Raw genomic sequence first — 18455 nt, 5'->3', positions numbered from 1 at the left:
TGAGCTTAAAGGACTCAAGCCGACATTTTTTTTTACATGTCGGCTTCACTTCATTTTGCTGGCAAGCCCGATGACTGTAGCTTCATATCTTATCAATGGAGTGGCAAACATCATCAGATTGTAAATGGCATCGATCTTGAAACCGTTGTCCGGACATCTAATGATGCTATAATCTCTGTTGACTTTAGAACTTACGATATAGATACCGACGGAAAAACAAAAAATGATCACTTCCTTGACACGTTGAACAGGGCAGAAGAACGTGGTTTAAACCCGAATTCGTCCTGTTTGATCCTGGTATTCCAGCATAAAGTATCTCAAAGCAATCAGGAAAAAAGGATGGCACTGATTAACAAGGTTGAAGAAAAACCGGTTAGTTAACCCTGATAAGACTGGTAATGCAGCAATCGAATTGTATTTAACCAGAAGGAATGACGGTTCATCTGAAAGAATACGGTTTTATTAAGGTATTTCGGATAGTTTCCAAAGATGGAGACATGCAATACTGAGCTACAGATATACTGGATATGCAGGACGAAAAAAGGAAAGAACTAGCAAAGAAAGCTTGGAAAATTGAAGAGTATCATAGAGGAATAAAACAGTTTTGTGGAGTAGAACGTTGGCAGGCAGGGAGAAATAGTGTGTAGAGGGCACATATCATGACGGTAATAAGAGCATTTCTAAGATTTGAAATCCAAAGAATAAAAGAAGGTATTACATGGTTTTAAACGGAACGGAACATTACGGTCGTCCTTCTTTCCATGGTTGATATTTTTGAAAAAAACAAGTCTGACTCAAATTCCTGAATTCTGCCCCGTACAATGTCATTCGCTTTATTGTGTCGTTCTTGTCCCGCTCGACGCAGGAGAGCGGTCTTTCCCAAAAAGACAAAAAAGATATAGAAGGATGAAAACAACAGATTATCAAGTAAAAGCTGCTGTAGGCGTTTGTGAGTTTAAGAGAAGGACAAAAGGCTAAAACGGTACCAATTTCAGTATCATTTCTCATTCATTTATTCTTCCTTTTGTGAAGGGCCGCCAGGCAAGCTGGCGGAGGCGTTTATATTTAACTGTGAGTTTTAGAGAGATCCCCCAGATCAAGATATAAATTCGCTTGTTCATTTTTTGCGTTGCAGAAGAGAAAAGTTCAGCCCTGCAAAAAGTAGAATCAAAAAACAAAAGATCTTAGTTTCAGATATAGGAATAATATCAACTGATTAATACAGGACCACCAACATTACAAGAAATGAGTTTAATCAATTTGTAAGAAATCCAATATATACCTTAGCCTAAAAATTGAGAAAATTAAAAAGTTGCCTGCAAAGCAGGCAAATGCGTAAGTTCTATTAATATTAAATCGTTGTCCGACTTTGAAATATTTTATATGGAACTATCTTTTGTTCAGAAACAATTTTTCGCATAATTATTTTAAAATAATACAGGAACATTGTATGTAACGTGGGTAAATAGGTCAAAAGAGAGGAACAACTGATAGAGTATGTGAATAAGAACTGCCAGGAAGAATTGATCCAACTCCAAAGAAATGAACTTAAAAAAGAATATCTTTGAGTAACTGTATTGGGGTTACAGTAAAATGATCAAAGCTCTTCCGGGTTTTCTTCTTAATCACTTAATGCAGTCGGGACTTACGCACCTGGGGCATAAAATCAAGGGGTATAAAAACAATTGCAACAAGCACTGCAGCTTAAATTTTCATTTTAGAGAGTTAAAGGTTTGATGCTGTTGATTTTAAGTCCAACTGCAGAAGTCCTGGTATTGTGATACATTATCACATACGGAGCATATCCGTTCGTATGGCTCTTAAGGGCTCTATCGTTTTGATCTTATCTCTTTTGAGGATGCGTTGTGATATCGAGTGCTTACAGTTAAAAAATTGATGTTATCTAAATAGCGCTTATGCAATTGAACTGAAAAATCAATCGAGTTAAAAAAATCAATCACATCAAAAGTTTAACTGTACAATCATAGGGCACTTTTTAAATAGGTGATTGTTATGTCAGTAAAAATCGAATGGCAAATCTTTACAGCTGAGACACGGAGCGACTACACATGGAGATCGAGCAGTCCAGCTCTTGAGGAGCTGCTCAACGTTATAGCATGCCCGGAGAGGATTAAGGAACCCACTCCGGATGTCGAGGAATCTATGGCTCGTCTGGCCATCAAGGAGTTGCCATATTTCAGAATAACCGAGACCAACTCATAAATACCAGGACAAAAACCTTACCTGAGCCCGTATACTAAAACCATGAATTCTAAAGCAAAATTCGTTTAAAAAGGATCAGTCTCGAAAATATCGAGTTCAAAGCCTTTTTTATTTTTTCTGATATTTCCTACCGCACTGTATAAACCAGTGCAGCAACGAAAAAGCCAGATCATTGCCATCTTCACTACTCGAAGTTATCTTCACTACTCGAAGTTATCTTCACTACTCGAAGCTACCTAAACCACTCGAAGGACAGGAAATCCGTAAAAACGAATATAAAATCTGAAAAATAGCAATGTTTTATCAGGAAAGGTTGCTGTCATTCCTGATCTTTCAGGTCCTGCGGTTCCGGTACTTCAAAAAGGGCAGGATACTTCTCTTTTAGAGACATGAGGAGTTCTTCGTCTAATTTTGCATCATAAAGTGTTTTCACTTTAGAAAGCTGATCAATTGTTAAATGGTGAGCTCCCTTAAGGTTAGCTCCCTGAAAGTCAACCTTTCCGAGGTCGGTCATCTTAAGGTGAGCCTTTTCAAGATCAACCCCCTGGAGGTTAGCCCCTTGAAGATTGGCTCCATAAAGATCAGCCCTTTGAAGGTCAGCCCCTTGAAGATTGGCTCCTTGAAGATTAGCATTTTCAAGATTAGCTTCTATAAGGTCAGCCCTTTCAAATTTAGCCTTTTGAAGGTTAGCCTCCTGAAGATTAGCTTCCTGAAGGTTAGCTTCATGAAAATCAACTCCTTGAAGGTTAGCCCCTTGAAAGCGAATTCCTATAAGGTAAGCCCCTTCAAGTTTTGCTCCTCCGAGTTTAGCTCCTTGAAAGTTAGTCTTTTCAAGGTTAGCCTCTTGAAGATTAGCCCCCTGAAGGTCAGCCCCTTGAAGGTCAGCCCCTTGAAGGTTAACTCCATAAAGGTCAGCCCCTTGAAGGTTAGCCAGATGAAGGTTAGCCAGATGAAGGTTAGCCAGATGAAGGTTAGCTCCCTGGAGATTAGCCAGATGAAAATTAGCTCCCTGGAGGTTAGTTCCTCCAAGTTTAGCTCCTTGAAGGTTAGCCAGATGAAGGTTAGCTCCATATAGGTTAGCCGAATGAAGGTTAGCTCCCTGGAGGTTAGCTAAACGAAGATTAGCTTCATAAAGGTCAGCTCCCTGGAGGTCAGCCTTTTCAAAGTTAGCCCCCTGCAGGTTAGCTCCTCGAAAATCTTTTTTCTCTGGAATATCCATTTACAATTAATCGGTCTTTAACTAAAATAAGCATTACTATGCCAGAAAAATATTTTCTGTTCTTCAGGGTTTGGTTTTTAAAATATAACAAAGGAAAATAATTTCTAAACTATTGCTCTTACTGCAGGTTCGGGAAGAGAACTTATCATTGTGGTCCACGAATGCCCTGAGCCTGTATTTCAGGCAAAAAATTAAAAATAATCCTGTGACTCTTATGGGTGACTCTTATGGGTGACTCTTATGGATTTGAAAATGCCAGATTCAAATAAACAATTTTAAGTTTTGGGGCCGACTCTCAAAAGAACATAATTTAGCGAACATACTTTTAGCGGAAATAAGGAAACTCTGACCCCCTCTCTACTCCTCTCTACTTTTGCACTAACTTGATATGTAATCTAATTTAATATGTAATCATTAAAATATTCCAAAGTAGATAAATATTTATACAATAAACATAATTTACCCACTCATCATATGGTTGAAGCCACAAACTTTACTCTTCTTGCATTTTCCCGATTGATTTCCTCTTCATTTTTTTGGGGCGATGCTCCGGTTTCACAGGTTTATTAACCTACTTTGCAGGAGGAACGGTTTTTCCAAGCTGAAAGTATTGAATGAGAACAGGATAAAAATTAAAAATGAGAGCAATGAAAGATTCGTTTACGGCAGATCCGGTTCAATATCTCTTCATTAGAAAATTATCTATTTTGCTGACTAATACTTTCAATCCGCTATATCACTTTATTAATAAAAGGGCTCTCTTTTTGTTATATATGCTGAATTTTCACACATTCAGACCCGAAGAACAGACTCCCATACATTAAACTTTCACTTTAAACATCCACACACTAAATTCTCATCTTAAACATCCACACACTAAATTTTCACCTTAAAATTCTCACTAACCGATTTACCGAGACAAGAAAAACCTGAGAGAAGGAAAATGAAAAATATTATTATCAAAGGGGCGCGGGAACACAACCTGAAAAATATCACAGTTGAACTCCCGCGGGACAGGTTCATTGTAATTACAGGCGTCTCAGGCTCTGGGAAATCTACCCTGGCTTTTGATACTGTTTATGCCGAAGGACAGAGGCGTTATGTAGAATCCCTCTCAGCTTATGCGCGGCAGTTCCTGGGGCTTATGAACAAGCCGGATGTGGACAGCATTGAGGGCTTATCCCCGGCAATTTCCATTGAGCAGAAAACAACATCCAAAAATCCCCGGAGTACCGTTGGTACGGTCACCGAAATTTACGATTACCTGAGGCTGCTTTTTGCCAGAGTCGGGACGCCTTACTGTCCGGTCCACAATATCAAAATCGAGTCTCAGTCCCCCGAAAGGATTGCAGACAGCATCACCAGGGAATTTGAAGGTACGGTTACCATCCTTGCACCTGTAATCCGCCAGAAGAAAGGAACCTATCAACAGCTTTTCAGGGATCTGAACAGCGAAGGATTTACCAGGGTCCGCGTAAATGGGGAAATCCACAGGACAGATGACGAGATTACCCTTGACCGTTACAAAAAACACGATATAGAGGTAGTGGTTGACCGGCTTGACCCTGCAGAAGACCGTTCAAGGCTTGTCGAAGCCTGCGAAAACGCCCTTAGAAAAGCAGAAGGTCTCCTGATCGCTGTCGATTCGGAAGGAAAAGATCACCTTTACTCCTCAAATATGGCCTGCCCGGTCTGCGGCATGGCTTTTGAGGAACTCCAGCCCAGGATGTTTTCCTTTAATAGTCCCTTCGGGGCCTGTGAAGCCTGTAACGGGCTCGGGATCAAGATGGAGTTTGACCCTGACCTGATTATTCCGGATAAAACCCTCTGCCTCGCAGACGGGGCTGTAGCCCTGTACAGAAATTACCTTGACGGTTACCGGAGCCAGCACCTGGCAGCTGTGGCGAAACATTTCGGTTTTGATATATTCACCCCTATCGAAGCCCTCTCGGAAGAACAGTACAACGCTCTCATGTACGGTTCGGAAGAACGCATCCAGTTCAGCATGAGCATGAAGAACGGCGATGCTCAGTGGTCCCATAAAGGAACATGGGAAGGGCTTCTCCCGCAGTCTGAGCGGCTGTACGGTCAGACCAAGTCCGAGTACAGGCGAAAGGAACTCGAAAAATTCATGCAGGTCCGGCCCTGCCCTAAGTGCGAAGGCAAACGCCTGAAGGAAAAAGTGCTAGCAGTAAAGCTCGGTGACAAATCCATTGTTGATGCAACGGACCTCTCAATTATAGAAGCCATACTTTTTTTCGAGAACCTCATACTTTCGGAAAAGGAAAAAGAGATAGCGAAACAGGTCTTAAAGGAAATCCGTTCCCGGCTTGGATTCCTTGAGCATGTGGGACTCGGATACCTGACCCTTTCCCGCAGTGCAGGAACCCTCTCGGGTGGAGAAGCCCAGAGGATCAGGCTGGCAACGCAGATCGGCTCAAACCTGATGGGCGTACTCTACGTACTTGACGAGCCTTCGATAGGGCTGCACCAGAGGGACAACGAGCGGCTTATCCAGACTCTCCAGACCCTGCGGGATTTGGGGAACACCCTCATCGTGGTGGAGCATGACGAGGATACTATCCGGGCTGCGGACTACGTGCTCGATATAGGGCCTAGAGCCGGGATCCACGGAGGATTTGTGGTTGCCGAAGGAACACCTGCAGAAATCGAGAGAAATCCGGAGTCTCTTACAGGCAAGTACCTCTCAGGAGAAAAGCAGATAAAGCCCCCGACTCTCCGCCGACAGAGCGAAGCCTTCATCCGGTTGAAAGGCTGCCGGGCAAATAACCTGAAGGATATAGATGTAAACATCCCCATAGGGCTCCTCACCGTAGTTACCGGAGTTTCGGGTTCCGGAAAATCCACCCTTATCTATGATACTCTCTACAAAGCCCTGACGAAAAAGATCTACAAATCGAATGTAACGCCCGGGGAATATGAAGAGCTGGTCTTTGACTCCGAGCTTGATAAGGTAATTGTTATCGACCAGAGCCCTATCGGCAGGACTCCGCGTTCGAACCCTGCGACCTATACCAAGGTCTTTGATGCGATCCGGCAGGCTTTTGCCGAAACGAAGGAAGCAAAAATCCGGGGTTACAAAAACGGGCGCTTCTCTTTTAACGTAAAAGGAGGGCGCTGTGAGGCCTGCCAGGGAGACGGGCTGATCAAGATCGAGATGAACTTCCTGCCCGATGTTTATATTGAGTGCGAGGAATGCAAGGGCACACGCTATAACCGGGAAACCCTTGAGGTCAAGTACAGGGGGAAGTCAATCGCCGAAGTCCTGGACATGACGGTGGAAGAGGCAGCCGAGCATTTTGAAAACGTCCCTTCGATCAAAGGCAAGCTCGACACCCTCACGCGCGTAGGACTCGGGTACATCAAACTCGGGCAGAGTTCGACGACCCTTTCCGGGGGAGAAGCCCAGAGAATAAAGCTGACCCGCGAACTTTCTAAAAAAGGTACGGGAAAGACCATTTATCTGCTTGACGAGCCCACAACAGGACTGCATTTCCATGACGTCAAAAAATTGATTTCGGTCCTGAACGGTCTTGTTGCAAAAGGAAACACCGTGGTCGTTATCGAACACAACCTGGACGTCATCAAGTCCGCAGACCATATAATCGATCTCGGCCCCGAAGGTGGAAATGCAGGCGGGGAGATTGTTGCCACAGGCACGCCGGAAGAAATTTCCTTGGTCCAGGAAAGCTATACCGGACGTTTCCTCGCTCCCAGACTTTCAGTACGGTTGAATTCCTATTTGAACTCGGGAGCACAGCCCGTTGAGGCGGTTTTTGAGGAAGGGGAAGATTTCGAGGCCGATTACGGGGAATTTGAAGAGGACTCCGAGGAAGAATTTGAAGAAGAGCCTGAAGACTTCGAAGAAGGATCGGATGAGGTATTTGAGGGACATGCACTTTAAGGGATTCCTGAAGAAGGATTACTGGAAAAGGACTCCTGATAAGGATTCCTGAAGAAGAATTCCTGAAAAAGGATTACTGAAAAATCAAAACATGAAAACCGGATTTGAGTAAACTAAATTTGAACGCAATGAGGCTCAAAAATGATTGATCTGGAAGCTCTTCCGCACCTGCCCGGTTGCTACCTTTTCAAAGATGAGGACGGGATCGTGCTCTATGTGGGGAAGGCAAAGGACCTTAAAAAAAGGGTGAGCAGTTATTTCCAGAAAAGGGACCATGACCCCAAAACAGCGAGCCTTGTGCAGGTCGTCCGGAGCCTTGACTTCATTGTCACAAATACCGAGGTAGAAGCTTTACTCCTTGAAAACACCTTGATCAAGAAGCACTGGCCCAGGTACAATATCCTCCTGAAGGACTCAAAGCGGTATGCATGTATCAATCTAACCGGAGAAAAATTTCCCAGGATCAGGATTGCCCGGAAAAACACCGGAGAAGGAGAATTCTTCGGACCTTTCGTTTCTGCAAAGGAAAGGGACTACATCTTCGAGGTGGTGAGAAAAACCTTCCAGCTCCGAACCTGCAAAAAAATGCCATCACGTGCCTGCCTCCGCTATCATATCGGAGCATGCAGCGGGCCCTGTATAGGCAGCATTTCTGCGGAGGAGTACGGAGAGAAAGTAAAAAGGGCTGCTTCTGTCCTGAAAGGCAACATAAAGGAACTCATCGAGTCCATGGAAAAAGAGATGAAAGAGATGGCTGCAAAGCAAATGTTTGAGCAGGCCATGGCGCTCAGGGATGAGATTGCAGCCCTCGAGTACCTTCAGGAAAAACAAAATATGGAGAGGCAGAAGAAGCATGATGAGGATATCCTGAACTACATTGTCAGGGACAATACCGTCTATCTGATGCTCTTCAAAGTCTATAAGGGGACCCTGGAAGGCAAACAGGATTATGTCTTTGCCTTTGGCCCGGAGTTTCTGGAAGAGTTTCTGGTTCAGTACTATTCCGAAAATGACCCTCCTGAAGAACTGATCGTTCCCGAACCTCTTGAAGAGTCCCTTGTCGAATTCCTGGCGCATGTGAAAGGAAAGAAAGTTAAGGTTACGGTTCCGAAGCAGGGGGAGAAAAAAGAACTTCTCGACCTGGCCCTGAAAAATGTTGAGATCGGATTTTTCGGGGACAGAAAAAAGCTTGAAGCCCTGCAGGGCAAACTCTCCCTCCCCAAACTCCCGAATGTCATCGAGTGCTTTGATATCTCCCATCTCTCGGGCACGGCTACGGTCGGTTCAATGGTCCAGTTCAGGGGGGGCAGGCCTGACAAACATAATTACCGCCGCTTCAAAATAGAAGGCGTGGAAGGGATTGACGACTTCGCTTCCATTGCCGAGGTTGTGCGTAGACGCTATTCTCGTCTGCTTGAAGACAAACACGAGATGCCGGACCTGATAATAATTGACGGGGGGAAAGGGCAACTCTCTTCAGCTTTCCAGGAACTACGAAAGCTAAGGCTCAGAATTCCGATTATCTCCATAGCCAAACGCGAAGAGGAGATTTACGTTCCGGGGATTAAGTCCCCTCTTCCCATCAAAAAAGATGAAAAAGCTTCTCTCTTTGTCCAGGAAATCCGGGACGAAGCTCACAGGTTTGCAATCACCTACAACCGCCTGCTAAGGCAGAAGTCACTGATACAGTAATACGGTTCAGGTACGGCGAATCATGTACGGTAATCAATTTTCATTTACTTAAGAAGGTCTTGATTCCATGAAAGTTTCCAGCCAGACATCCGGGGAGTTATCCAAAAAAAAGTTCGAACTACTGCACGATTCACGGTACTGGGACAGCCCTCAGTTTAAACTGGTTTCCGATTTTGAACCTAAAGGATCCCAGCCGCAAGCAATCGAAAAACTTGTGAAGGGGCTGACTAAGGGGGAACAGTTCCAGACCCTGCTGGGGGTTACCGGGTCCGGAAAGACCTATACGGTTGCAAACGTCATAAATCAGGTACGAAAGCCGACCCTTGTTATCGCCCATAACAAGACCCTGGCTGCCCAGCTATATAATGAGTTCCGGGAATTTTTCCCTGAAAATCGTGTTGAATACTTTGTCTCATATTATGATTATTACCAGCCTGAGTCCTATCTTCCTGCCAAGGACCAGTACATTGAAAAGGATGCTCAGATAAACCCGAAGATTGAACAGATGCGGCTTGCAGCCACAGCCTCCCTGATGTCGCGCCAGGACGTGATTGTGGTAGCTTCCGTATCCTGCATCTACGGGCTTGGCAACCCTGAGAACTTCCAGAAAATGGGATTTGAACTGAAGGTAGGGGATAAGGTCCGGAGAAAGGAAATCCTTGAGAAACTCATTGATATCCAGTTTGAAAGAAACGACATCGAACTCATGCCAGGACGTTTTCGAGTAAAAGGGGACACTATCGATATCATTCCCGGGTACTTTGATGACATCATCCGGGTCGAGCTTTTCGGGGATGAAGTGGACCGGATTTCCGAAGTGGACAAGCAGACCGGGCAGCGAAAGGAAGACATGGATTACTTCTTCGTCTACCCTGCCAGGCATTATGTTATCCCTGAAGAGGAACAAAAAAGCGCAATCCAGTCAATTCTTGAAGAGCTTGAGGAACGCCTGCCCGAACTCGGGCTGCTCGAGTCCCACCGGCTAAAACAGCGCACGCTCTATGATATGGAAATGATTCAGGAGACAGGCAGCTGTAAGGGCATTGAGAACTATTCAAGGCACTTTGACCACAGGCAGCCCGGAGAGCAGCCTTTTTGCCTGCTTGATTATTTCCCTGAAGATTTCCTCTTGGTCATCGACGAGAGCCACCAGACCATTCCCCAGCTACACGGGATGTATAATGGAGACCGCTCACGGAAAAAGAGCCTTGTGGATTACGGCTTCAGGCTCCCCAGTGCCTTTGACAACAGGCCCCTGAAGTTTGACGAATTTGAAATATACATGAAAAACGTGATCTTCGTCTCGGCAACTCCTGCAGACTATGAACGGGAGCACTCCGCCCGGGTCGTGGAACAGATTATCCGCCCGACCGGCCTTGTTGACCCTGAGGTCGAAGTACGTCCCCTCGAAGGCCAGGTCAGGGATGTTATGCAGGAGGTCCGGAAAATTGTTGATAGGGGAGATCGCGCCCTCGTGACCACCCTCACCAAAAAGCTCGCAGAAGAATTGACCGAGTTCCTTGCCAGAAACGAGATCAAAGCCCGCTACTTGCACTCCGATATCAAGACGATCGAAAGGACGGAAATCATACGCGAACTGCGCCTTGGCAAGTTCGATGTCCTTGTAGGGATCAACCTGCTCAGGGAAGGGCTTGATATTCCCGAAGTCGGATTCATCGGAATCCTCGATGCGGATAAGGAAGGTTTTCTCCGGGACTCAAAAAGCCTCATCCAGATCATAGGCCGCGCAGCCCGTAACTCCAGTTCGAAGGTCGTCCTCTACGCCGACAACATGACCGATTCCATCAAAAAAGCAGTGAGTGAGACTGAACGCCGTCGTTCCATGCAGATCGGCTACAACGAAGAACATGGCATAGTCCCTACAACCATCCGAAAGCCCATCAGGGAAAAAGTAGTGGACATCACAGATACCAAACACATCCCGAAGACCGATATCCCCAACGTAATTATCGAACTGGATACGGAGATGAGGGAAGCTGCCGACAGGCTGGACTTCGAGCGTGCAATCCAGCTCAGGGAGCTCATAAAGAAACTGGAAAAGGAGGTAAAAACGGCGTGAACTCGTCTTGAGACCGAATTCGTCTGTGAGATAGCTGAGCCCTTAATAAAGCTGGCTCTCTCCCCTCCTCACAATGAAATGATTTTTTATTTACCTTTGAATGGTCATCTTCGAATATCTTAGTAGAATATTTGGCCAGAAAGGCCGGAATAAAGGCCGGACTTCAAGGCATCTGGCTTAAAGTGGTCTCTTTTCCACCCAGAAACATTTCTGAGTAGTCTGCCGATTTGCCGGTATCTCTGGGACAGGTGAAAGTGAGGCCTTTCGGTCCCAGAATGCAGGACAGGGGTTTTGCTTTTTCAAAATCCATTCTGCCTTCTTCATCAAAAAAGTCCTCATCAACTTCCAGGTTTACGACTTTTCCTACAATAAGGGAGAATTTCTCTCTCAGGATCTCCTCCACAAGGGTACATTCCGCCCAGGCAAGGCATCCTTCAATCCCTGGAGCCCTGATTTCCTCAGAAAGATGGGACTTTAGCCCGGCCATTTCGAATTCATCCACTTCCGGAGGATAATTTCGGGAGCAGACCATGACGGCTTCTGTCATTTCGATGGAAGGGATATTGATGACAAATTCTCCTGTTTCCCGGATGTTTGCGAGAGTGTCGCGCTTGAGCCAGGAAGCAAGCACTACTTCCTCAAGGGGACGGAGGATTGGTGTTATATTGGACCAGGGAGCAGCATTTCGTATCCCTTCGTTTGAGATCGTGGAAATGAGGGCAACAGGCAGGGGGAAAATTTGTTCTCTTTTACTCGGTTTTAATTTCATTCTTTCACCTCGAAACTTTCAAACTTACAATGCTATTATTTTTCATCTATTTAATATTTTATGTTATTAATCACTATGATTTTATGAATGGATAAATGTGAATCGGAAAAGAATGCTTCATGTCCTGACCTACTGGATTATGGAGTCAAAATACCTGTGTCGGGAGTCTGTATCCTCTCAAATAAATAACAAAAATATGTATGCTCGCAGACAGCACAAAGTCTTCACCGAAAAGCTATCTCAGATATATCCTTGAAATGGACGCGGTGATCAGGGAAGTTACCGGCAGGCTGGAACTTCCTGCACCAAACCCAGCTCAGGTGGCTCATAAAAAAGTGGAAATCGGGTGAAGTTGGGAAGGTTAAAATAGTACCGAAATTTTATTTGGGTTCATTCAAAACTACTTTCAAACACCCCGGAACATTATTTCTGAGTAGAGAACGATCCTGATCTTCATTCTCCGTAATCATCAGAGCCGTCATCTTCGTACTCTTCTCTCTCATCTTTTTCCGAATATCCTGTTTCCTCGGTCTTTCTTATTTCTTCCTTTTCTGCTTTGATAAACTCTCTTTCGACTTCAGATGCCTTTTCCGTACTTAGTGATTTTTTTGCGCTGTATTTTGCATAGGCAAACATAGCTATCAGTACTATAAGTGAGGCAAGCAAAAAAACGAGGATCATATTGAGTATGGGGCTATAAGCAATAGATGAAGTTTCAGGATCAAAAGGCAGATAAAGTTCCTCCCCTGTTTTTAATACTCCATTTCTGTGGCTTTTGATTGCTTATTTTTTGTAATCCTACTGTTTAAAGTTTATTTAACTAAATAAGTTTATCCATCAATATGAATATTAAAAAATTTTTGTATTTTTGAACTCTATTTGAATGGACGAAACTTTTATATGTTGCTGCGGTTGGTGTTTTTACAGATTACATATTTCCTCATTTGATGAGAAAAAGAGATATAATTGGCAGCACACGGGTTGGAGGCTATTCAGAATATCCGAAGCTGGAATCTTATGTTTTTCTGTTTTACTCCACGGAGGGTTGAACCTGTCTTGCCTGTAACGAAAAAAAATAACAGGCAAACTCCTACTGTCACCGGGAGAAACGAATTCAGAACCGTTTCCCTGTCCGAAGAATACTTCCTTGACCCGAGGAACCTCATTTAAATTCACAGATAAATATACGCACATCCTCCAGCCTGTCTGGCGGCCCTTCCCAAAAAGAAGAAAAAACAGATTAGGAAGAGAAATAAAAACTGAAAAGTGAAAGAAAAATAAAGAACGAAATATCTGTCACTTTGATCTGTTTGGTTCTTGTCCTTTCTCACAGGTGTATCCAGCAGCTGTAACTTTATGGCTTTCTCGTGCTCCCGAAGCGAAATTCGGGCTGCAGAGCTGCAACTCTGCAGGGACAGGAACGAACTCGCATAATGAATAGGATTGCGCAGGGTAGAATTCAGGGGATTCGGCAGTTTGAGTCGGGTGTTGTTTTTTAAAAAATATCAACCATGTGAAGGTGGAAGACCGATAAATTGTAACTTAATTAATGAATTAGAACTTAATTAATGAATTAGAACTTAATTAATGAATTAGAACTTAATTAATGAATTAGAACTTAATTAATAAATTAGAACTTAATTAATAAATTAGAACCTGATTAACAAATTGCTTTTAATTGTTCGCACCGAATACCCTTCCAGAGAAGAAATGGCTTTACTCTTTTTCTCCATTTTTTAAAAAACCGGCAAGTTTTAATCTTTTTCCTCCATCAGCTCCTTAAGCCTTTTCTTCTCAGCGATCTGCCGGGCAATTCTTTCGGCTTCGGCTTTTTCTCTTTCTTCACGCATTTTTTTTGTGACTTTCTTTGTATAAATAAACATTAACAGTAAGAAAACAAATGAAACCAGCAAAAAAATGATTACCATGTTCAGTGTGGGTTCGATGTTCATTCCCGATCACCATTAATAACTTGGTGAGAGTTCTATTTGTCTGTTTCTAAAAAGTGGAAGAAAAATTTCTTTACGAAAGTTTATTGCTGCAAGTTTATCCCTGAAATCTTATTTAGTAGTACCCGCCATACCTCTCATTGATTTCCCTGGCAGTATTGTAGGCATCATAGAGGTTATATATCCAGAACAGAGGGTAGAGGATGTAACCGATTAAAACTACTGTCAGGAAGCCGAAAATTGAGGCAAGGATGATAAAGATAATTCCTTTCATAATCTGCCCGTTATAGATCTGCCCGAGACCCGGGATAAAGAACGAAAGTACTGCAGCGAAGCCCGGGTTTTTACGTGGTTGAGGCATTTTTCACGCTCCTTTACCTGTTTTTGCTTGGTTTTTGGCTAATTCTTTGACAGGAAATCTTTACCTGGTTCAATATTAAATATAATAAGTCAAACATATAAGTTAAACGTAACAAGTTAAACGTAACAAGTTAAACGTAACAAGTTAAACGTAATGAGTTAAACGAATAAATTAAACATAAAAGTTAAACGTAATACGCTACATAGAAGCGGTAAGCAACCTTAACTTCGTCCATTTCCTCTGGCTTCAGTTCAAAATCAGGCTGGGCGGTTTTATAGACTTTTTCCCCGAAGTCTTTGAAGGTAACTTCACATTTTATATTTTCGGGAAGCTGTGCCTCAAAGCTGTTGCATTTCCCGCAGACTTCACGTATAAGAACTTCTGTTTCTGCCGGGCTGAAGACTTTTTCGTTTTCAGGCCTGTAGTTTACCTCAACCGTCAGTTCTTCTTTGCTGAGCAGGTCTGCCCAGAAGCCAGAAAGTTCTGTTCCTTTTATCCTGTAGTCCTGAAGTTCGAAACTTCTTGTTATCGTATTCTTAATCTTACCCTCTTCCATATGTTTAGTTTAGAAAGTGGATCTATATAAATTATCTCAATTCTCAAAATGAAGGTTTCAAAATGTTTCAAAATAAATGTCAGATTTTAATTTTATGAACGTTGCTTATGTTGCTTATTTTATATAATCTCCAAGTCCTGCTTAAGAAAAGAGATGATGGGCTTGAAATTTTTTACATCAAACTATTTTTTGCTTGAGAACAATTTTTCATATAATTTATTTAATATAACTTATGTTATTACTATATACTGGGGTTGGGGAACAGATAAGGAGGAAACTGAGAACTTCAAAGAACTTCAAATAAGAGCCAAGAGCCGTGAAATAATCTCCTGGGGTCGCTGATCCTTTCTTCGAATCAATTTGCTTGGGGAGCACGATATTCGAAGAAACTATATTGGGGAATACAGCAAATACAGCGCCTCTGGGCTTCTTCTTGTACTGTCTTAGAATTATTTATTCAGTTGAAAAATAGAAAATCCAGGGGTTTATTATGAAACATCTAAAAATATGTCCAAAATGTAACTCTGACCTGAAATTGCGCCCCGATGGCGAGACTCAGTACTGTGATGTTTGCAGATACTGGACAAAAGTAGGCACCGTAAGACTCGATTCAATAATGATTTATGCGTGACGAGTCTGCATGAGGAATAACGATATTTTTCTTTAATCTCTTTTTTCCTTAATCTCCTTTTTTTAAATCTCCTTTTTTTAAATCTCCTGCTTTTAAATCTCCTGCTTTTAAATCTCCTGCTTTTAAACTCAAAAGAAGAAAATTCAATATTAAAGCTCTTAGAAAACTATAAAAAAGATTATGGTTAATTTGCCGGGGCTTTTACTCTATCCTACTACCTTCTCATTTTCTCTGGTTTATTTTCAAATTTTCTTGAGCATTAGGGACATTATACCCGGTCTGGAAGGTTTCATTGTCTGAGGCAAAAACATATCCATGCCGCCAGACCCGAACATTTCCTGGTTTACGCGATCGGTAATTTCATCGAATATCATCTTATAGGCAACACAGTGCGGGTCGACAGCTTTTATTTCCCCGTCGGTGGGAACTATGGCATTGTAAGGACATCCACCCCTGCAGTACTTGATATGAGGGCATTTACCGCATGCGCTGTCCACAAATTCCTTATATTTGTGCATGAGCTTCCAGGCATCGGATTGGGCAAGGTCTGCCATGGTCGGACGGTCATAGACATTTCCCATTACGTATTCCGGCATGCCCACGAAGCGATAACAGGGATATATGCCTCCGTCAGGGCCAACTGCAAAAGTATCTCCCATGCAGTCTACATAGGTGCAGACAGTACCCCTGCCTGTGAACACGCATTTGCACAGTTGGTCAATATTCATAACCTCGATTTTGCCCAGGTTTTCAAGGTACTTGTCCAGAAGGTAAATTAAGAGTTCTCCATATTTTTCAGGGTCAAGTGCCCACTTTTCGGGGTTGTCCCCTTTCAAAGAAGGCAGGCAGGGATGCAGCTTAAGGGTTAAACCTTTTTCCAGGTAGAAATTGAAAATATCCTCCCTGAACTTTACGGAGTGAGAGGTAAAAGTAGTGATAAATCTCACAGTAAGTCCATGAGCCTTCGCAATTTCATAGCCTTTCATGGTTTTTTCGTAATAGCCCTTTCCCCTCTGCAGGTCGTTAAGCTCCTGGGGACCGTCCAAACTGGAACCAATGGGGACATCGTATCTGGCAAAAATTTCGGCTATTTCCGGGGTAAGCTTCCAGAGGTTTGTCTGTATGGCAAAAGCGATATTTCTGGGGCTCAGACCCTCAGCCAGCAAAGGTAAGGCTTCCCGGTAAAAATCAACCCCTGCAAGGAGAGGTTCTCCCCCGTGGAAGGTAAAAGTAACCGGGTCCTGCCTGAAAACTTTAAGCCATTCAACCACTTCTTTAATGGTTTCGATGCTCATTATCGGGGATTTTTCCTCAGAACTCCAGCAATAATTACAGTTGGCGGGACAGCCCAGGGTAGGGATCAGCATCACATGAAAAGGCATATCTAAGGCTCCTTATTTTTTAAGCTTCTTTAAATTATTAGTAGCTTTCTAAAAGTATCCTTTCCTGTAGAAGGATTTTTGCTTCCAGCTTTATTTCCTAATTTTTGATGTTTCTCTCTACTAACAGATGAACACATTTGATACAACAGATAAACTTGATACAACAGGTAAACTTGATACAACAGGTAAATTTGATAAAATCTCAATTTTAGTTCTAATTTTAGTTTCCTACCCTTTTTTAGATAGATCATTCTTTAGTTAATGGAATCGAATCTCTTAAAGGGGTTTTTCAAACCACCCCGAAAATTTCCTTAATCATTGAATCTTAAGTTTCAGATTCATAATAGATATCCTGAAATATGTTCCGAAAATGCATGCCTCATTTGAGACTGGTTGCAGATCATTAAAAGACTGAACCTCCGGGTCGGGAGGATCAGTTGGGGGAAATAGAATGTCCAAGTTTGAAGTTTACATTGATGAAGGCGGAAAATACCGTTTCAGGTTAAGAGCAAGAAATGGGCAGATTATAGCTGTAAGCCAGGGTTACAAAAGCGAGGAAGGTTGCATTAAAGGGATCCAATCTGTAAAAGAAAACGCACCGAATGCACGAATCGTTGTACTTGAATAAATACCAGACACAAGAAGGGCGACTCAAGCATCAGTTTAATTTCCGGGAGTCAGTTCAATTTCTCGAATTTAATTCCTTCAAAGCGGCATTTTGTAATTTTTCCATCCCGAAAAGCGTAGAGAAAGACTTTGAAAAGGGCATAAAGCCTGAAATAGAAAGCCAGTAAGGTTGGAGAGCAAAAGCCACTGATATATACCAGTTTTTTATCATCCCTGATAGAATCATCAAGGAACCTTACCACGCCGTCAAAGCTCCCTCTTTCAAGCGTGCTTCCTCTGGGCAGGCGGGGGCCGAGCACGACCACATCTTCTTCCATGCCGTCAGGACTCGTTGTACCCTCTATGAAACCATAATTAAAGATAGTAGGCAGGGGAGAAAAGAAGGCTCTTTCATATCCATTTTCTGTTTTCCGGTATTTCGAAAAACTGTATTTGGGAGTTTCTATAATAATTTTCATCGGGAAAGGTCCTGCCTGTGCTTCACGGAACTGGCTTCGTCGGGTTTTCTTCTCAGCCTTTTTCGAGTTTTTCCTTAGCTTTATCTTTTTTTGTCAGGTTTGCTTTTCATTTGTTTTGTCTTATTTGTTTTGTCTTATTTATTTTGTCTTATTTGTTTTTGTCTTATTTGTTTTTGTCTTATTTGCTTTAATCCTCCTGCTAATATTTCTTTTGATCCCTGCTGTAGTCCCTGGTATCAGACCTGAATTTAAAATAATTTTTAAGTTACGGCGAATACGCCACGAAGAAAGGAATCTTATATTGGATTACAGAGAAAATGGCAGGATGAATCTTATATTGGATTACAGAAAAAATGGCAGGAAATATGGTGAAAAAAAGGAGTAGAAGAGATTATTCGTCTCTCCTGGGAAGTAATCTATTTGCAGAGTCTCTACTTACCGGGATTATCTATTTTTCCGGAAGTATTCTGATTCACATTTTTTTCCAATTCCCTTTTTATCCTTTTTATAGGTTTTAGACTACTGTTTTTCTGATTTTTATCCTGTTTTTCTGATTTTTAAGCTCCAACCTCACGGTTCAGCT

At 42.8% G+C, this 18455-nt stretch carries 16 protein-coding genes; 8 read left to right on the top strand and 8 right to left on the bottom strand.

Features of this window, described 5'->3' with window-relative positions:
• The first annotated feature begins 36 nt into the window (after nucleotides 1–36).
• Both ACSAZL_RS11060 and ACSAZL_RS11055 read left to right on the top strand, forming a co-directional pair.
• Nucleotides 37–381 carry a hypothetical protein gene (locus tag ACSAZL_RS11060; RefSeq protein WP_440948716.1) on the top strand — a complete coding sequence of 115 codons (345 nt, stop codon included), beginning with the start codon at nucleotides 37–39 and terminating at the stop codon, nucleotides 379–381.
• A 1632-nt stretch (nucleotides 382–2013) separates the two neighbouring features.
• Complete coding sequence (locus ACSAZL_RS11055) at nucleotides 2014–2223, top strand: hypothetical protein (RefSeq protein ID WP_048065670.1); 210 nt, start codon at nucleotides 2014–2016, stop codon at nucleotides 2221–2223.
• Between the two features lie 319 nt (nucleotides 2224–2542).
• Here the strand turns inward: ACSAZL_RS11055 and ACSAZL_RS11050 are convergent, their stop codons facing one another.
• Complete coding sequence (locus tag ACSAZL_RS11050; protein WP_440948715.1) at nucleotides 2543–3442, bottom strand: pentapeptide repeat-containing protein; 900 nt, start codon at nucleotides 3440–3442, stop codon at nucleotides 2543–2545.
• A 943-nt stretch (nucleotides 3443–4385) separates the two neighbouring features.
• Here ACSAZL_RS11050 and uvrA point away from each other — a divergent pair.
• The 3 genes from uvrA (at nucleotide 4386) to uvrB (ending at nucleotide 11139) form a co-directional block, all read left to right on the top strand.
• Nucleotides 4386–7367, top strand: coding sequence for an excinuclease ABC subunit UvrA (gene uvrA, locus ACSAZL_RS11045; protein WP_440948714.1), 2982 nt, complete (start codon nucleotides 4386–4388; stop codon nucleotides 7365–7367).
• A 141-nt stretch (nucleotides 7368–7508) separates the two neighbouring features.
• Nucleotides 7509–9059 carry an excinuclease ABC subunit UvrC gene (gene uvrC, locus ACSAZL_RS11040; protein ID WP_440948713.1) on the top strand — a complete coding sequence of 517 codons (1551 nt, stop codon included), beginning with the start codon at nucleotides 7509–7511 and terminating at the stop codon, nucleotides 9057–9059.
• Nucleotides 9060–9126: 67 nt separating this feature from the next.
• Nucleotides 9127–11139 (top strand): excinuclease ABC subunit UvrB, encoded by a 2013-nt coding sequence (uvrB, locus tag ACSAZL_RS11035; protein ID WP_440948712.1) that lies wholly within the window; start codon nucleotides 9127–9129, stop codon nucleotides 11137–11139.
• A 163-nt stretch (nucleotides 11140–11302) separates the two neighbouring features.
• Here the strand turns inward: uvrB and ACSAZL_RS11030 are convergent, their stop codons facing one another.
• Complete coding sequence (locus tag ACSAZL_RS11030) at nucleotides 11303–11908, bottom strand: flavin reductase family protein (RefSeq protein ID WP_440948711.1); 606 nt, start codon at nucleotides 11906–11908, stop codon at nucleotides 11303–11305.
• A 200-nt stretch (nucleotides 11909–12108) separates the two neighbouring features.
• Between ACSAZL_RS11030 and ACSAZL_RS11025 the strand changes: the two genes are divergently transcribed.
• The gene (locus tag ACSAZL_RS11025; RefSeq protein WP_440948710.1) at nucleotides 12109–12258 is read left to right on the top strand and encodes a hypothetical protein; all 150 of its coding nucleotides are present in this window, start codon (nucleotides 12109–12111) and stop codon (nucleotides 12256–12258) included.
• Nucleotides 12259–12361: 103 nt separating this feature from the next.
• Here ACSAZL_RS11025 and ACSAZL_RS11020 read toward each other — a convergent pair whose 3' ends face one another.
• The 4 genes from ACSAZL_RS11020 to ACSAZL_RS11005 all read right to left on the bottom strand — a co-directional run bounded on the left by ACSAZL_RS11020 (nucleotide 12362) and on the right by ACSAZL_RS11005 (nucleotide 14774).
• Nucleotides 12362–12589: a hypothetical protein gene (locus ACSAZL_RS11020; RefSeq protein WP_440948709.1), complete on the bottom strand. Its 228-nt coding sequence runs from the start codon at nucleotides 12587–12589 to the stop codon at nucleotides 12362–12364.
• Between the two features lie 1073 nt (nucleotides 12590–13662).
• Nucleotides 13663–13860, bottom strand: coding sequence for a hypothetical protein (locus ACSAZL_RS11015; RefSeq protein ID WP_440948708.1), 198 nt, complete (start codon nucleotides 13858–13860; stop codon nucleotides 13663–13665).
• Between the two features lie 112 nt (nucleotides 13861–13972).
• Nucleotides 13973–14218, bottom strand: coding sequence for a DUF5683 domain-containing protein (locus ACSAZL_RS11010; RefSeq protein ID WP_440948707.1), 246 nt, complete (start codon nucleotides 14216–14218; stop codon nucleotides 13973–13975).
• 184 nt (nucleotides 14219–14402) lie between these two features.
• Entirely contained in the window at nucleotides 14403–14774 is a 372-nt protein-coding gene (locus ACSAZL_RS11005; protein ID WP_440948706.1) for a hypothetical protein, read from the bottom strand.
• 490 nt (nucleotides 14775–15264) lie between these two features.
• Between ACSAZL_RS11005 and ACSAZL_RS11000 the strand changes: the two genes are divergently transcribed.
• A complete protein-coding gene (locus tag ACSAZL_RS11000; protein WP_440948705.1) occupies nucleotides 15265–15405 on the top strand; it encodes a hypothetical protein in 141 nt (46 codons plus the stop codon).
• Between the two features lie 242 nt (nucleotides 15406–15647).
• On the opposite strand, the gene ACSAZL_RS10995 is transcribed toward ACSAZL_RS11000, so the two are convergent.
• Nucleotides 15648–16787, bottom strand: a complete 1140-nt coding sequence (locus ACSAZL_RS10995) for a TIGR04083 family peptide-modifying radical SAM enzyme (RefSeq protein ID WP_440948704.1) — start codon at nucleotides 16785–16787, stop codon at nucleotides 15648–15650.
• 451 nt (nucleotides 16788–17238) lie between these two features.
• Here ACSAZL_RS10995 and ACSAZL_RS10990 point away from each other — a divergent pair, with 451 nt between their 5' ends.
• A complete protein-coding gene (locus ACSAZL_RS10990) occupies nucleotides 17239–17415 on the top strand; it encodes a YegP family protein (RefSeq protein WP_440948703.1) in 177 nt (58 codons plus the stop codon).
• Between the two features lie 49 nt (nucleotides 17416–17464).
• Here the strand turns inward: ACSAZL_RS10990 and ACSAZL_RS10985 are convergent, their stop codons facing one another.
• A complete protein-coding gene (locus tag ACSAZL_RS10985) occupies nucleotides 17465–17872 on the bottom strand; it encodes an inorganic diphosphatase (RefSeq protein WP_440948702.1) in 408 nt (135 codons plus the stop codon).
• Nucleotides 17873–18455 lie beyond the last annotated feature (583 nt).

This window comes from Methanosarcina mangrovi, assembly GCF_052057765.1.
Classification (GTDB): Archaea; Halobacteriota; Methanosarcinia; order Methanosarcinales; family Methanosarcinaceae; genus Methanosarcina.
The sequence above is the reverse complement of the archived record's forward strand: the minus strand, read 5'-3'. Positions and strand labels throughout refer to the sequence as shown.

Excerpts from the sequence above, each read along its gene's own strand:
- ACSAZL_RS11060 (WP_440948716.1), top strand. The coding sequence starts at position 37 with ATGTCGGCTTCACTTCATTTTGCTGGCAAGCCCGATGACTGTAGCTTC.
- uvrC (WP_440948713.1), top strand. The coding sequence starts at position 7,509 with ATGATTGATCTGGAAGCTCTTCCGCACCTGCCCGGTTGCTACCTTTTC.
- ACSAZL_RS10985 (WP_440948702.1), bottom strand. The coding sequence starts at position 17,872 with ATGAAAATTATTATAGAAACTCCCAAATACAGTTTTTCGAAATACCGG.
- uvrB (WP_440948712.1), top strand. The coding sequence starts at position 9,127 with ATGAAAGTTTCCAGCCAGACATCCGGGGAGTTATCCAAAAAAAAGTTC.
- ACSAZL_RS11055 (WP_048065670.1), top strand. The coding sequence starts at position 2,014 with ATGTCAGTAAAAATCGAATGGCAAATCTTTACAGCTGAGACACGGAGC.
- ACSAZL_RS11030 (WP_440948711.1), bottom strand. The coding sequence starts at position 11,908 with ATGAAATTAAAACCGAGTAAAAGAGAACAAATTTTCCCCCTGCCTGTT.
- ACSAZL_RS11050 (WP_440948715.1), bottom strand. The coding sequence starts at position 3,442 with ATGGATATTCCAGAGAAAAAAGATTTTCGAGGAGCTAACCTGCAGGGG.
- ACSAZL_RS11020 (WP_440948709.1), bottom strand. The coding sequence starts at position 12,589 with ATGATCCTCGTTTTTTTGCTTGCCTCACTTATAGTACTGATAGCTATG.
- ACSAZL_RS10995 (WP_440948704.1), bottom strand. The coding sequence starts at position 16,787 with ATGCCTTTTCATGTGATGCTGATCCCTACCCTGGGCTGTCCCGCCAAC.
- ACSAZL_RS11010 (WP_440948707.1), bottom strand. The coding sequence starts at position 14,218 with ATGCCTCAACCACGTAAAAACCCGGGCTTCGCTGCAGTACTTTCGTTC.
- ACSAZL_RS11005 (WP_440948706.1), bottom strand. The coding sequence starts at position 14,774 with ATGGAAGAGGGTAAGATTAAGAATACGATAACAAGAAGTTTCGAACTT.
- uvrA (WP_440948714.1), top strand. The coding sequence starts at position 4,386 with ATGAAAAATATTATTATCAAAGGGGCGCGGGAACACAACCTGAAAAAT.
- ACSAZL_RS11000 (WP_440948705.1), top strand. The coding sequence starts at position 15,265 with ATGAAACATCTAAAAATATGTCCAAAATGTAACTCTGACCTGAAATTG.
- ACSAZL_RS11015 (WP_440948708.1), bottom strand. The coding sequence starts at position 13,860 with ATGAACATCGAACCCACACTGAACATGGTAATCATTTTTTTGCTGGTT.
- ACSAZL_RS10990 (WP_440948703.1), top strand. The coding sequence starts at position 17,239 with ATGTCCAAGTTTGAAGTTTACATTGATGAAGGCGGAAAATACCGTTTC.
- ACSAZL_RS11025 (WP_440948710.1), top strand. The coding sequence starts at position 12,109 with ATGCTCGCAGACAGCACAAAGTCTTCACCGAAAAGCTATCTCAGATAT.